Raw genomic sequence first — 13,208 nt, forward strand, 5'->3', positions numbered from 1 at the left:
TCAAAAAGGCAGGTCATCATCGTCGAGATCTACCTGGGAAAAGTCGGACACCTGTTGCCGTTGCGGGGCTTCTCCCTGCCATTCGGGCAGATCCGCTTGTCTCTGGGGAGAGATAAAGCGGCGCACCTTCATGTAGCCGTTGTCGTCCTCGATGAGCTTGGCGGCGCCCATGGCTCCGATCCAGCCCAGGATCTCATTGTCCCCCTCAGCGATCTTGAAGCTGTCTTTTAGCTCGGTGAGGTTGCGGTTAAACCACTGATTCTTCACGATATAATGCTTGATGGTGATGTCTGAACCGTTGGGCTTTACGGATACGATCAGCATAGGGTTGCCACTGGTGCGACTGACTGCCTCTTGCACTTCGGTGATGACCACACGGTAGTCGCCCGGGGTCAGGTGGTGATACTCTTCTCTTTTGTAGCCGTCAAAAATGCTCATTTATATTCCTCCACTTAATGGTGTGAAAAATCAAATTGTATATGTCTTTCAGCTGATCTAATCAGATATCTCATCCATATGAGTAGCTTGCATGTCGGCCAGATGTAGAGCCAGTGCCAGAGGATACTTGTCAAAAGCCGCTGACTGGGCATAACTGCCGCCCTTTACTGCCTCATCGTAGCCGCCCATGTGCCAGCGGATCGCCACTGCTTCTTCTGTAGACAGCCGGATAAACCGCTCGATGAGGAATACCGACTTCTCGCCGTGGCCATAGGGGAACTGATCTTCGACCTGATAAAAGGGGGCCTTTTCCCACTTGCCGGTCTGCTCATTTTTTACATTGCGGGTGCTCACTTTATAGAAATTGGCCTTACACAAGTCGTGCAACAGCGCACAGATAGCAATACTTTCTTCTCGTTGCGCGTGAGCCTTTATATCTTCTGCCAGCTCAGCGCGCAGTCGCTGATACACATGGACACTGTGTTCGCACAAGCCGCCCGGATAGGAGCCATGAAAACGCGTCGAGGCTGGTGCTGTAAAAAAATCGGTCGTTTCCAACCAGGCTAAAAGCTTGTCCGCTCCGGTCCTGGCAATATGCGTGCGATAGATCTGTAAAAACTCCTGTTTAAACTCGCTCATCGTGCCCTCCAATTTTTAAAATAGATTTCTGACAGTTGGCTGTGATCCAGATAGTGTAGAAAATCCACTATCGTTTCTTCTATGGGTGGTGTGTCCTGACGCGTATAGCGTTCTTGATAGAGGTCATGCCCATCACTTACTAAGTAGGTAAATCCTGCAGCTTCCGGGCACAGGGCCAAATACATGGGGTGCTGTGGACTATCTAAATACTTGCCCGACCGGTAGCGATGAGAGAATTTGATATCGTATATTTCGCCAGCTTTCAGCACATCCAGTCGACCGTATAATAGTAGCGGCACACCGGATACCTGCCGCCGGCAGGAGAGTGGCACTTGCATGGCCCCGCCCTGCACAACTTGTGCCACCTGCTCGACACCGGCAGCCCATTTGTGCTTATCCGTTGAGCTGGTACTGGCACATTTGGCGGTCACCAGATCCTCGAAATCAATACCGTCCTGCATGGCTTTCGACCGTCCGGCCGGCTCACGCCGTAGGACTCTCAAAAAGTCCTGATGGGCTCGCTCTGTATCAGCGGCTCGATATTGCCAAAGCCAGGCCTGCAGCAGCGATTGCGTGAGCAGATACCTAGTTCTTGGACACATAACAGCCAGCCTCTTTGTCCCAGCGCAGACCCAATTCTTTTACCCGTGCAGAAAGCCGGGAAGAAGCCTCTTTTTGGCTGGTCAGATGGTGCTCCATATGCCGTAACAGCTCAGCTGCCTGTGTTGCGCTGTCGGCATCCTGTACAGCACTCAGCACTTTCTCGATCTGTGCCATGGTCTGTTGGTAGGCATCCTGCTGACCAGCTACTTGATCAGCCTCAGCTTGTATGTAGTCACGGGCGCGGGCAAACAGCTTTGTTAAAAAGTCGTTGGGCGTTCCCTCATCCAGCTTGGGCATTTTGATCAGGCCCTGCACTCCATAACAGCCTTTGGCAAAATACTGTTCGGTGGGCGAAAATCCCAGCACCCGGTCATCTCCGACCATCTGCAAAAAACACCCCAGATCGCAGGGTTGCCACACGATATCGCGGGCAGCGCCTTCGCATAAGAGTCTCTGGCGGGTTACATCGCCGTCACGCTGCTCCACTGTATGGAACACATAGATGATATTTTTGTTCTGGACATACTTTAGCTGGTTGGTAAAACGGACAAATTCCGCTTTTACGGCGCCAAATCCTTTCAGGGAGATCGCACCATTCTTCTGCCGGTTAAGCGTGGGATTTTGGCGCATAGCCCAGTCCTGCAGAAAGGTGACGAAGCTACCGCCGGTATCGATCACGACGGTCTGACAGCGCTGTACAGTAGGGCTCTGCATATCCTGTAGTACCTCTTCGTAGGTCTCGGCCTCGATGGTAAGCTTACGGTGTGCGGCCCGGACGCGGGACACTCCCTTATCAAAGTCGATGAGTACCGGGTTGGGGGCAGACAGCGCCAGTGTAGTCTTACCGGTGCCAGGGCTGCCGCTGATGATCATGGAAAAGCGCTTATTGGTAAAATCCATCTCTGATGGCTGAATGATTGCCATTTTAGTTCTCCTTTCCTCTCGCGATCTTCATAGATCCTCTTGCAGGTGCTTTGGTTTAGTGCGGCCAGTATGGACCATCCAAGCAGCAAAATCAGCCAGATCGCTCTTTATGTACTCTTCTATGTCTTCTGCGCACGCTTCTCCGTATATCGCTACGTCCACGCAGTCCGCACAGTACGGGTGATTGCCCAGCAAATATGCCGCGGGTGCGCCACAGCATATACAGGTAGGCGGCGCATAGATGCTGTTCGAATTGGGGCATTTGAGATCACAGGGACTATGCCGGCAGATATCACACATCTGTCTCATTCTCCTCTAAGGCACGGATGGTCTGCACAGCCTCCTGGATAATATCGATATAGACATCCGCCTCTCGTCCCAATGTGCGTCCTATGAGTAGATCTGACATCAATTCGATGCGTTCTAATAACACAAAAGATTTTTCACTCATGACGTGTGCCTCCTATTTGACAAACCGGTCGATCGGTTGTACATTATGGTTGCAGATTCTATTTTTGGGCCCGTCCTCAGTGTTGCAGCACTGGGGGCGGTCTCTTTTTTGCTTGTGATTTAGCTGACTGTACCAGTGGTACTCTACTGAAACTACTAGGCCCAAAAGACAAATAAGTCCGGCAAAGAGTGACTGAGCCGGTGAGATTCCACCGCCATCAGACATAGCAGCCGTTAGAAAAAGCCCGAGTGCCGACAGCGTACCGGCTATTTTATGTATCATGCAGCCACCTCCTTTCATAAGCCACTCACGCACATGCTTAGCCGATACCAAAGCCAAAACTGTGTGGAGGGGATTTTGTAAATGCCGTTGCGACCACCCTGCATAGGTTTTGCTACACCGAATGGACAGTGGCCAGAGGATAAAACCTTTTTAAAAGCATCCTTGTCCATCCCCAAAAATTGCGCTGCAGCCTCTGCGGGAATGAGCCGGGGATATCGAGTAATAAGCTCGTCCAGTTTTTGCAGATCCTCGATTACTGAGGCTGGCGCTTGTAGCAGTGACTGCACAGCGTGTTGATAAGTATTTGCGCCCACGACGTTTCCTCCTTTCGATTTTTTGTTAAATGCTTTACTGTCCGGTTTAACGGATAGTTTCTGTGCTATCATCTAGCTGTAGGATACGGTTGATGCTGGCGACAATCTTGGGAGCTGTGCGCTGGCCGGTGAAAATTTTATATAGATATGCGGTATCAACATATAACCCAGTATCCTTACGAATATTTTCAGCAAGCCAAGTTTGTGATGCTCCTTTCTCGATGAGTTTTGTTTTTACGCACAACCCGTACGGCGTCAATTTGCTCATTCCGACAAAAATCCTCCTTTCTATAGTTTCTAATTGACAAGTACTCAAACATGTACTATAGTGTAGTTGTCACACTACCATAGTTACTCTTTGGAGTACGTCCTTGATTGCATTATAGTACCTTTGCAGGTACGTGTCAATGCAATTGCGTACCCCATAGTGTACTTCTGCCTAGTGCACAAAAATGAGGTAATATAAATGAGCAATTTGTATGAATGTATTATGAAGCTGTGTGCGGACAAGGGAATATCAGGGTATAAAATGTGTGCCGACACAGGAATAAGCAGAGGCTTGCTTACAGACTTAAAGGCAGGCAGAAAAAAGACAATTACGACAGGGACAGCACAAAAAATCGCTGATTACTTTGGAGTGTCTGTTGACTATCTACTAGGCAACGGAACAGAAAAAGCGCCCACCCTTACAAAAAAGGATGAGCGCGATATAGCCCGTCAGCTCGAGACATTGAGTCAATCGTTGGAGAGCGGGGAGGGGCTGATGTTTGATGGGGATCCACTCAGTGATGAAGCGCGTGAATCGATCCTACAGGCCATGAAATTGGGGCTAGAGGCCGCAAAACTGCGGAACAAGGAAAAGTATACCCCTAAGAAATATAAGAAGGGATAGAATGAAAATCAAGCAACTGGCAGATCAAATAGCTGCCAAATACCGTACCAGGGACCCTTATGAGCTGGCCCGGGCGCTTGATGTCATCGTCATTGACACACCGCTACAAGGTGTGCGCGGTTTTTGCCACCGCATCTCGCGGTGCAAGATCATCTATATAGATAATAGTTTAGACGACTGGCAACGTCGCATTGTGTGTGCGCACGAGCTAGGCCATCTGCTTATGCACAAGGATCTAAACCGTATCTATATGGATAACCACACATACCTGCTATCAAGCCGGTATGAGCGCGAGGCTGACAAGTTCGCTGTGTGCTATTTGTACGACGATGACTACATCCAGCAGCTACAACTAGGCACAGTACAGCAGGCGTCTGCCGCAATGGGTGTGCCCGAGCCGTTAGCTGAGTATAGGATGCTTTGCACACCGCCTACACTTTTTCAAGACACAATAAAAGACCAGCCAACAGCTGCCACTGTTGACTGGCCCAAGAGCATGTAAATGGATCCCACCACTTACGGGAATATCTTACCACACCAAAAAGGTGTAAGTAAAGGATAGGAAGTGTGCAAAATGGGGTTTCGATTTCGTAAGAGTATTAATTTAGGGGGTGGTTTCCGCATCAATTTAAGTAAGTCTGGTGTAGGATACAGTTGGGGTGTGCCTGGATACCGCACAACTCACTCTGCGAATGGGAAAAAGAGAAAAACATATTCAATACCTGGCACTGGATTGTCATATACGCAAACATCAGGTGGAAAAGCGTCCGCGCCTAAGGGCGGTCTGACTCATAGACCCACAGTCACACAGACTCTAGATTATAGGGATGTTGACTCTTCTGATATAGCAGATTTACAGCCTACAGATTTAACCACACTTTTAAAAAGATTGAATGACTCCATAAAATATAATAAATATACTACTATTTGCATTATTGTTTCTGCCATTTTTAGCTGTGCCTATCCAGTAATTTTGATTTTATTGGCCCTTTCCGTTGGTGCAAAATTATGGGTTAAAAGTTGTTTTACTCCGAAATTGCAATATGATATGGACGAGAGTTTCTGGAAAAAATACAATGATGAAATCGTAAGTAAATGGATGCTTTTAAAGACTACTCAAGATTTAGAACTAAATAAGCAAGTAGCAGAAACCAGTGATACAAAACATCATTCAGGAGCTAGCACAATACTCAAGACGGAACGTGCAACGATTGCAAGGCGTTCATACTTTCCGATAAAGACTAATATACAGCCAGTTCTGTTGACTTGTGGTAAAGAGCAGTATTATTTTATGCCAGATGTCCTTTTGGTGAAAAGGAAGGGGGCTTTTGGCGCTATCCAGTACAATGATTTGTCCTGTCAAACATATGACAAAGGTCTTATTCAAGAATCTCCTAGTCCAAAGGATAGCGAGATCATCTCCTATACTTGGCGTTATGTGAACAAGAGCGGAGGCCCAGACAAGCGCTTTCAAAATAATTATCAAATACCAAAGTATAGGTATGGACATATCGTTTTTTCTGGGCCTAATGGGTTTGAGCTTCATATTATGTGTTCTAATCATACGTTAATCAAACAATTTGAGTAGAAATAAAAACCTGCCCAGCGCTTGCAACACTGAACAGGCTCTCGAAATTACGGTAGACTTCTCTCCAAAAAATCTACACTTATATGATACCACATAAAATATGTACGCGCAAGGTGAACTTTTAATCAAAAATATAAGCCAGCATATAGCTGCAAACTATACACTGGCTCGAGTAAGGGTAGATGATCTTGACGGACAATCTACCCTCTTATAATACCACAGCTTTATAGGAGGGGCAATCATGGCGCGAAAAAAAGCCACTGCAAGAGAGAAAAAGCAGAAGCTAATAGAGATCAAACGCAAGGTAGGGGAGAGGCCAGACGGATCAGCGATTAGAAAGTCATTTTACGGCCACACAAAAAGGGAAGCCGAGCAAGCATATGAAACATATAAGCTGGACCTGGCCAACGATATGCCCGTAGTAGATACGACCACCACAGTGACAGAATGGGCGCCGCTTTGGCTGAAAACGTATATATTAGGGACTGTGAAAGATAATACATACGCCAATAACTACGAGATACCTATCAGAAGGCACATCCTCCCGTACTTTAAGGATAAACCGATGTCTTCGATCAAATCTGTGGATATTCAGGCATTTCTAGACCATGCGCTAAAAAAGGTCGAGCCCGGATACGTTGGCAAAATGCGATCGCTACTCGATGGCATGTTTGAGACGGCTGTTGAAAACAGGATTTGCCTGCAAAATCCAGTAACGCGCAGCGTTAAGGTTAAAAAGAAAGTGTCTCGTAAAAAAGATGGGCCCGCATTCTACACAGCGGAGCAGATAGGTTTGATTATTGACTACGCGAAGACACATAAGAACGGGCTGTGCATACTGATACTGCTCGTGTGTGGTGTGTCCCGCAGCGAACTATTAGGGTTAAAGTGGACGGATATCACAAGCGATAGAGTGATGCATATCCGCAGGGGAGTGGTCGACCAAAAAAATGCCTCGACAGGGAAGTGGGAAGTATACGTTGGCAACGACGAACTGAAAAATGAGTTCAGATCAAGAGATTATCCTTTGCCAGACTGGTTATACAAAATGATCTTACAAAAGCCTAAGATGATCTATTTAGGCGGTAGTGTGCGAAATAAAACACCGTTAAAGGCGGTAAATACAGAATTTATTTTTCATAACGCAAAAGGCAGCGTGCAAAGTCCCCATAACTGGACTTATTATGTGTATCAACCATTTATGCGCGAAATGGTTGAGTACTATGCGAGCAAAAAAGTAGACATGCCGCTGCTGTCTGCACACAAGCTACGCCACTCGGCCGCTTCCTATTGGGCAAACGCAGGTATGAGCCTTTTTGCCATTTCAAAGCTTGGTGGATGGAGCGACTTAAAGATGCTTTCCAAGGTGTATGGACATGGTGATATCGATATGCTGAGGGCAGAGCTAAACCGAGTACAAAAGGTAGATGGGCAGTCATAAAAAGTACGACACTTGTACGACACTTTCCCCCGTTTAATAGCAGTGGGCACCAGTGCTGAAAATTAAAAAATCGCATAGGTATGCAGAAAATGGCATTGCATTGCCATCTGTGAAAACAATGCATTTATTTTCCCAAGCTGAGGTTGTGGGTTCGATTCCCATCGCCTGCTCCATCAAAAAAGCGCTTGACCATGCAGGGTCAGGCGCTTTTTCTTTTTCTGTCAAAGTAGTCAATGCGGTATCAGTACTGCTTTTTTACCGTCCTGCCACATGGCAACCTGCACCTTCAAAAGGTATTCCCGTCTGCCGGCAGTTGCCGAGCAACGGCTTTTCCTATATAGTAGATCTATAGATATATCAGCGCAGAGCTGACCGACCGGATGGCCCAACTGCCCACTGCGCAACACCCAAATCACCTCAAAAAGTGCCGGGACATAGTATCCCGGCACTTTTTATTTGCTGTCTTTCCCACCCGGCCCATAGCAGACAATGCTGATGACATTTGCATATCCGCTTTACAGATATGTATCAAATCTGTGCATATTGAAATTGTCAAGGCATGATAATGTCTGGAAAATAAAGCGGTTCATTTTTACAATTGTGGCGGGGGAGTGAGAACTTTGGATTCCAGAGAAATTTTATCACAAAATCTGGTGCGCTATCGGTCAGAGCATGATCTCTCTCAGGAAGATATGGCTTGGGAGAGCCACATGAGCGTCCGTGGCTACGCGCAGATCGAGCGCGGCGAAGTGCAGACCTCGCTGCGCATGCTCGACAAGCTCAGCCGCAGCACCGGCCTGTCGGTGACCGAGTTGCTCACGCCTCATAAATAACACGATTGTGAACTAGTCGAACAACATATAACATCTACAGTTATTACAGTATATCTAAAACAGTTACGGCATGTGGCAAAAATGGGGCGCAGCAGCGCACAGGGGCAACCGCCCAATGAGCATACAAACGCCTGGCAGCGGCAGCTAAGGTCGTCACTGCCGGGCTATTGGTGCGCATGGAACGAAATAGGCATCTGTCGTGACGCCTTCTTACACGAGCCGTTCCTGCCCGGTTTCACGGGGCATATTTCAGCAGATCGGTCGGCTGGCCGGGGATCGCCGACTCGCAGGGGACAGCTACCTGACATTTGCCGCAGCCGTAATAGTCGCCATAGGCGATGTTGGTGTCCATCACCATGCGCCCACATAAGGCGTTGCTCTTGCCGCCCTGCAGGGTAATAGCCCCTACCGGACAGTGCCGTACACAGGCGCCGCAGTGGGTGCAGTAGGCGTCATAAGTGCGGTAGGGCCGCTCGTCGGGCTCTATTGGAGCGTCGGTGAGCAGACTGCCCAGCCGCCCAGCTGTTCCCCGGCGGGTGATGAGCGCCCGCGACAGACTAAAGGTGCCCAGTCCGCACACATAGGCGGCGTGCCGCTCAGACCAGTTGGCGGTGTTGCCAAATCGAAATTGACGGTCGCCGGGAAAAGGTGCGTCGTCGATGCGAAAGCGCTCGTCCAGCAGCGGTATCATGGCAGTGTAGCCCCGCTGCTGCAGACCTTCGCACAGGTGTCGGGCCAGCTGCGTCACCAGCGCCTGCCCCTCTATGCGGGCATGCAGCCAGGCCAGCGCCGGCCAGCTGAAATTTTGCCGGTTGGCGTGCCGCACAGCAGCAGTAAACGGCAAAAAGAACGACACCACCGACACGCTGCCCGGCATCCACTGTCTGGGTGTCAGGTAGTGTGGCCCAATGATCTGCGGGCTCAAAAAGGTATCGAACAGGGGGTCATCGGCCCGCCCAAAGCCCAACAGCGGCGCATCAAATATCTGTAGTCCGGCCAGCGGTGGGGCCAACGCCTGCTGAGGGGTGATTATATTGGCTCCTTGACCGGCAACATACTGTGCCGCCCTGCACTCGAGCCACTGCTTTAAGTCGCTGGGCATCGCGTCTCACACCTCCCTGGCCGTATATCTCATATCGTGCTGTGGCGCCCGCGCCGCCAGCGCTTCGTGCAGCCACAGCGGGTATAAAAGCGGTCCGATCCAGTGGGGCGCCACCACCGGCAACGGCAGTGAATCCACCTCAAAGCGCTCCGGGTGTCCGGTTAGTACCAGCAGCGGCCGCCGGCATATAGTTGCAGCGGCAACTGCCCAGTCAAACGTGTCGCGGTGTTGGCCGCCGGCGATGAACACCGCCGCCTGTCTCGAGTTGCGGCCCGGCAGGTTTTGGTGCAGCCAATGCGCGCTGTTCATGTCGGCCGCCGGCACGCACAGGGCCTCTTCCAAGTACCACGCCAAATACTGTGCCGCCGCCCGGTCGGGGCCGTCGGCAACGCAGTGCACGCATGTCGGCTGCACCGCCGTCAACCACCGGTGCAGCTGTTGAGCCACCGGTGAGGCCCGGTCATCTCCGTCCGACGGCTCAAAGTGCCCCCGCAGCAGACTGGCGCCATCCGTCCGCTCTCGACCCTGTGCGCGGTGCAGAGCTTGTGCCAGTAACAAACTGTCCCACACAGCTATCGTGTAGGAAAGCAGTGGATGGCCGGCCAATGCGCCATCACCACACACCGCCTGCCGCTCATGGGCCAAACGGGTAAGGTCGACCAGCAGATGATCGCCCGAATCGGGCCAAGCCCAAGGGCAGTCAGTGGCGCCGCCACCGGTATATGGCTGCCCCCGGTAGGCCTGTACCAGCGGCAATACGCCGTTCGCTGCCGGCGGTGCAAACAGGGGGCACGCGGCCACCGCCGCCATATAGGTGGCTTTGTCTCCCACCAAGCTGATCCTTCGAACCGCCGCCAGTTGTGCCGCCGTCACTGTCCGCGCAATGTCGCGCTCAGTCACCGAGTCCATCACCCAGCGCGCCATGCGGGCAGTTACACTGCCGGGTGCAAAGTAGGCCCCTGGCATAAGGCTCCTCCTCTCTATACCAAACAAGCAAAAGCTGTATTTTATAAGCTAATACTATCATACCGCCGCCATCAGCCGCCGGCAAGCTGCATATCGCACAAAGTGGCGGCGCGCCTCTTAGCAGCAGCACCAGATAGCTTATTTTTTGCCGCCAGCAGAAGCTTTTCATCCGCAAGACTCTGGGTTCCCCCTTTAAAAAGTAGGCTTAAAACAGTTAAAAAGAGCGGGAGGATCATTCCTCCCGCTATTACGCAATAACTTTTTATGGCAGCCGTCCGATGCCCATCACAAGCCGCCCGTCAGCGGCAGCTCAGAGAGCTCTCCCCGGGTCAAATAGGGCAGGCAGCACCTGATCTTTTCGACCGGCCAATCCCACCAGCACAGCTGTTGTAGCCGCGCGACCGTATCGCGGTCAAAGCGCTCCTTTATGGGCCGGGCGGGCACGCCGCCCACTACAGTGTAGGGGGCTACATCGCCGGTCACTACAGCTCGGGCGCCGATAATGGCTCCGTCGCCGATATGCACGCCCGAGAGCACCACCGCCTGGTAGCCGATCCACACATCGTTGCCGATGATGATGTCGCCCCGATTGTCCCAGGCGTCGGTCACCTGCCGCCTGTTTAGCCCCCACTCTTCAAAAAACAGCGGGAACGGATAGGTGGACAGAGAGCGCTGAGTGTGGTTGGCGCTGGTAAACAAAAACTTTGCCCCGCAGGCGATCGAGCAGAACTTGCCGATGACGAGCCGGTCACCGTTGATGGGGTAGTGGTACAGCACATTGTTCTTTTCAAATTGGGTGGGGTCGTCGACAAAGTCGTTATACATCGTATAGTCGCCGACGACGATGTTGGGTCCGGTGACCACGCGGTTCAGGTATACCGTCTCGGTGTCACCGGTACGCGGATAGGGTGATCTCTTCTCTGGAACAGCCATAGTGTCCTCCTGCGCGATTACGGCAGGCGGCACCGGCGCGCCGGCACAGCGCCGCCCGCATTTATGCGGCCGTTCCAGCTGTGGCAATACACCTCTTCAAAATCGTCACCTTCCCGTCGGGCTTTTGCCCGGTATCTCCTAAATAGGGCAGGGCCGCCCGTCATACAGGGCGGCCCGCCTTTTCCCCAGTGGGGCATGCTCTCTTATTGTGCGGGATGCGCCGCCAGCACTGCCTGCAGTGCCTCTTTTACGATCTCCAGCCCCTTTTGCAGGTTGTCGTCGCTTATGATCAGCGGCGGCATGATCTTCAGCACATCGTTGCCGCGCCCGGCCCGCTCGATGACCAGCCCCCGCTCAAAGCAGGCGGTGATCATCTCTTTGCTGGCGCCGGGTATGCGGGCGAAATCAATGCCCCACATCAGCCCAATGCCCCGCACCTGCAGCCGCTCGTCCAGCGGCAGTATCTCGCGGTGCAAATACTGGTCGACGATCGCACCTTTGCGGCGGGTCTCAGCCTCGATATCGTGTTCCAGCATATACTCCAGCCCCGCTTTGGCCGACACAAAGGCCAGCTGGTTGCCGCGGAAGGTGCCGGTGTGCTCGCCGGGAGCCCACACATCCAGCTGCGGTTTTAACATCACCATAGCAAAGGGAAGCCCGTACCCGCCGATAGATTTAGAGAGGGTCACGATATCCGGCACGATGCCGGCGCGCTCAAACGAGAAAAAGGTGCCGGTGCGCCCACAGCCCACCTGTACATCGTCGACGACGAGCAGGATCTCATATTTGTCGCACAGCGCACGCAACCGCTGCAGCCACTTTATGTCCAGTGGGTACACGCCGCCGTCGGCCTGTACCGTCTCGATAACGATGGCCGCCGGCTTGGCAATGCCCGAGTGGTCGTCGCACAGGATCGTCTCGATATACTCGATGGTATCCAGCGCGGGGAACATGTACGGGGCGGGGATGTGGGTCACGTCGTGCAGCGCCACCCCGGCCCCGGTGCGGGAGTCGGCGTCGGTGGTCAGCGACAGCGAGCCCATGGTCATGCCGTGAAAGGCGCCCATCAGGGCAAAAATACCGCTGCGGCCGGTGTACTTGCGGGCCAGTTTCAGCGCCGCCTCTACCGCATTGGTGCCGGTGGGCCCCACGAATTGCAGCTTGTAGTCGAGCCCGCGGGGCGCCAATATGGCCTCCTCAAAATACTCGATAAAGCTGCGCTTGGCCGTGGCGTACATGTCCAGCGAGTGCAGGATCTTGTCCTCCTGCAGGTAGCGGATCAGCTTTTCCTTGATGTAGTCGTTGTTGTGACCGTAGTTCACCGCCCCGGCACCACAGAAAAAGTCGATATACCGTCTGCCGTTCTCGTCGGTGAGAATGTCATCTTTGGCGTACTCGAACACGGTGGGGTAGTTGCGGCAGTAGGAACGGACTTCAGATTCATACTGTTCAAAAACGTTCATTTTCCCTCTCCTCGTCAAAAAAGACCAGTGCCAATCTATTTTTACAGGTGGGGCAGCACCGATTGGTGTCAATCACCGTTTATACGTACACAAATATCATATCTCTAGCGGGCGGCGTTGTCCAGCTTTTGCGCAAATCGATAGAAATTTGTAAGGATTACAAAAAGGCCTGGACGATTTCGTCCGGGCCTTTTTACACTGGCGGAGCGGGTGGGATTCGAACCCACGGAGCCTTGCGGCTCAACTGATTTCGAGTCAGTCCCGTTATGACCACTTCGATACCGCTCCATCTATCTGGGCCAGAGCAGCGCTCTGACCTAGATATTATAGCAAACCCCA

The 13,208-nt window shown here is 51.9% G+C and carries 18 protein-coding genes and 1 tRNA gene; 6 read left to right on the plus strand and 13 right to left on the minus strand.

Going from position 1 to position 13,208, the window contains the following annotated elements:
* The 7 genes from C6Y32_RS06645 to C6Y32_RS06675 all read right to left on the minus strand — a co-directional run bounded on the left by C6Y32_RS06645 (nt 1) and on the right by C6Y32_RS06675 (nt 3,919).
* Nucleotides 1-438: a hypothetical protein gene (locus tag C6Y32_RS06645; RefSeq protein WP_105204564.1), complete on the minus strand. Its 438-nt coding sequence runs from the start codon at nt 436-438 to the stop codon at nt 1-3.
* A gap of 57 nt (nt 439-495) precedes the next feature.
* Complete coding sequence (locus C6Y32_RS06650) at nt 496-1,077, minus strand: HD domain-containing protein (RefSeq protein WP_105204565.1); 582 nt, start codon at nt 1,075-1,077, stop codon at nt 496-498.
* On the minus strand, nt 1,074-1,538 hold the full coding sequence (locus C6Y32_RS06655; protein WP_154865201.1) for a hypothetical protein: 465 nt from the start codon (nt 1,536-1,538) through the stop codon (nt 1,074-1,076). The genes C6Y32_RS06650 and C6Y32_RS06655 overlap by 4 nt, the downstream gene beginning before the upstream one ends.
* A 124-nt stretch (nt 1,539-1,662) precedes the next feature.
* Nucleotides 1,663-2,604, minus strand: a complete 942-nt coding sequence (locus C6Y32_RS06660; protein WP_105204567.1) for an ATP-binding protein — start codon at nt 2,602-2,604, stop codon at nt 1,663-1,665.
* Between the two features lie 292 nt (nt 2,605-2,896).
* On the minus strand, nt 2,897-3,055 hold the full coding sequence (locus C6Y32_RS15320; protein ID WP_164998169.1) for a hypothetical protein: 159 nt from the start codon (nt 3,053-3,055) through the stop codon (nt 2,897-2,899).
* A 296-nt stretch (nt 3,056-3,351) separates the two neighbouring features.
* Nucleotides 3,352-3,651 (minus strand): hypothetical protein, encoded by a 300-nt coding sequence (locus C6Y32_RS06670; protein ID WP_105204569.1) that lies wholly within the window; start codon nt 3,649-3,651, stop codon nt 3,352-3,354.
* Between the two features lie 46 nt (nt 3,652-3,697).
* Nucleotides 3,698-3,919 carry an XRE family transcriptional regulator gene (locus C6Y32_RS06675; RefSeq protein WP_105204570.1) on the minus strand — a complete coding sequence of 74 codons (222 nt, stop codon included), beginning with the start codon at nt 3,917-3,919 and terminating at the stop codon, nt 3,698-3,700.
* Nucleotides 3,920-4,117: 198 nt separating this feature from the next.
* Between C6Y32_RS06675 and C6Y32_RS06680 the strand changes: the two genes are divergently transcribed.
* The 6 genes from C6Y32_RS06680 to C6Y32_RS06700 all read left to right on the plus strand — a co-directional run bounded on the left by C6Y32_RS06680 (nt 4,118) and on the right by C6Y32_RS06700 (nt 8,405).
* Nucleotides 4,118-4,543, plus strand: a complete 426-nt coding sequence (locus tag C6Y32_RS06680; RefSeq protein WP_105204571.1) for a helix-turn-helix domain-containing protein — start codon at nt 4,118-4,120, stop codon at nt 4,541-4,543.
* A gap of 1 nt (nt 4,544) precedes the next feature.
* Nucleotides 4,545-5,045 (plus strand): ImmA/IrrE family metallo-endopeptidase, encoded by a 501-nt coding sequence (locus tag C6Y32_RS06685; protein WP_105204572.1) that lies wholly within the window; start codon nt 4,545-4,547, stop codon nt 5,043-5,045.
* A 72-nt stretch (nt 5,046-5,117) separates the two neighbouring features.
* Nucleotides 5,118-6,131: a DUF4236 domain-containing protein gene (locus tag C6Y32_RS06690; RefSeq protein ID WP_105204573.1), complete on the plus strand. Its 1,014-nt coding sequence runs from the start codon at nt 5,118-5,120 to the stop codon at nt 6,129-6,131.
* A gap of 241 nt (nt 6,132-6,372) precedes the next feature.
* The gene (locus C6Y32_RS06695) at nt 6,373-7,572 is read left to right on the plus strand and encodes a tyrosine-type recombinase/integrase (RefSeq protein ID WP_105204574.1); all 1,200 of its coding nucleotides are present in this window, start codon (nt 6,373-6,375) and stop codon (nt 7,570-7,572) included.
* A gap of 52 nt (nt 7,573-7,624) precedes the next feature.
* The gene (locus tag C6Y32_RS15115) at nt 7,625-7,924 is read left to right on the plus strand and encodes a hypothetical protein (protein WP_129589407.1); all 300 of its coding nucleotides are present in this window, start codon (nt 7,625-7,627) and stop codon (nt 7,922-7,924) included.
* A gap of 268 nt (nt 7,925-8,192) precedes the next feature.
* Complete coding sequence (locus C6Y32_RS06700) at nt 8,193-8,405, plus strand: helix-turn-helix transcriptional regulator (protein ID WP_105204575.1); 213 nt, start codon at nt 8,193-8,195, stop codon at nt 8,403-8,405.
* Between the two features lie 235 nt (nt 8,406-8,640).
* On the opposite strand, the gene C6Y32_RS06705 is transcribed toward C6Y32_RS06700, so the two are convergent.
* The 6 genes from C6Y32_RS06705 to C6Y32_RS06725 form a co-directional block, all read right to left on the minus strand.
* Nucleotides 8,641-9,507, minus strand: coding sequence for a 4Fe-4S binding protein (locus C6Y32_RS06705; RefSeq protein ID WP_105204576.1), 867 nt, complete (start codon nt 9,505-9,507; stop codon nt 8,641-8,643).
* A 6-nt stretch (nt 9,508-9,513) separates the two neighbouring features.
* Nucleotides 9,514-10,473 carry a hypothetical protein gene (locus C6Y32_RS06710; RefSeq protein ID WP_105204577.1) on the minus strand — a complete coding sequence of 320 codons (960 nt, stop codon included), beginning with the start codon at nt 10,471-10,473 and terminating at the stop codon, nt 9,514-9,516.
* Nucleotides 10,474-10,544: 71 nt separating this feature from the next.
* Entirely contained in the window at nt 10,545-10,709 is a 165-nt protein-coding gene (locus C6Y32_RS15325) for a hypothetical protein (RefSeq protein ID WP_164998170.1), read from the minus strand.
* A 49-nt stretch (nt 10,710-10,758) separates the two neighbouring features.
* A complete protein-coding gene (locus C6Y32_RS06715; protein WP_105204578.1) occupies nt 10,759-11,406 on the minus strand; it encodes a CatB-related O-acetyltransferase in 648 nt (215 codons plus the stop codon).
* A 203-nt stretch (nt 11,407-11,609) separates the two neighbouring features.
* On the minus strand, nt 11,610-12,869 hold the full coding sequence (gene ectB, locus C6Y32_RS06720; protein WP_105204579.1) for a diaminobutyrate--2-oxoglutarate transaminase: 1,260 nt from the start codon (nt 12,867-12,869) through the stop codon (nt 11,610-11,612).
* A 199-nt stretch (nt 12,870-13,068) separates the two neighbouring features.
* Nucleotides 13,069-13,157: transfer RNA gene (locus C6Y32_RS06725), tRNA-Ser, on the minus strand.
* Nucleotides 13,158-13,208: the final 51 nt, after the last annotated feature.

It is taken from the genome of Neobittarella massiliensis (ex Bilen et al. 2018) (assembly GCF_900289145.1).
Classification (GTDB): Bacteria; Bacillota; Clostridia; order Oscillospirales; family Ruminococcaceae; genus Neobittarella; species Neobittarella massiliensis.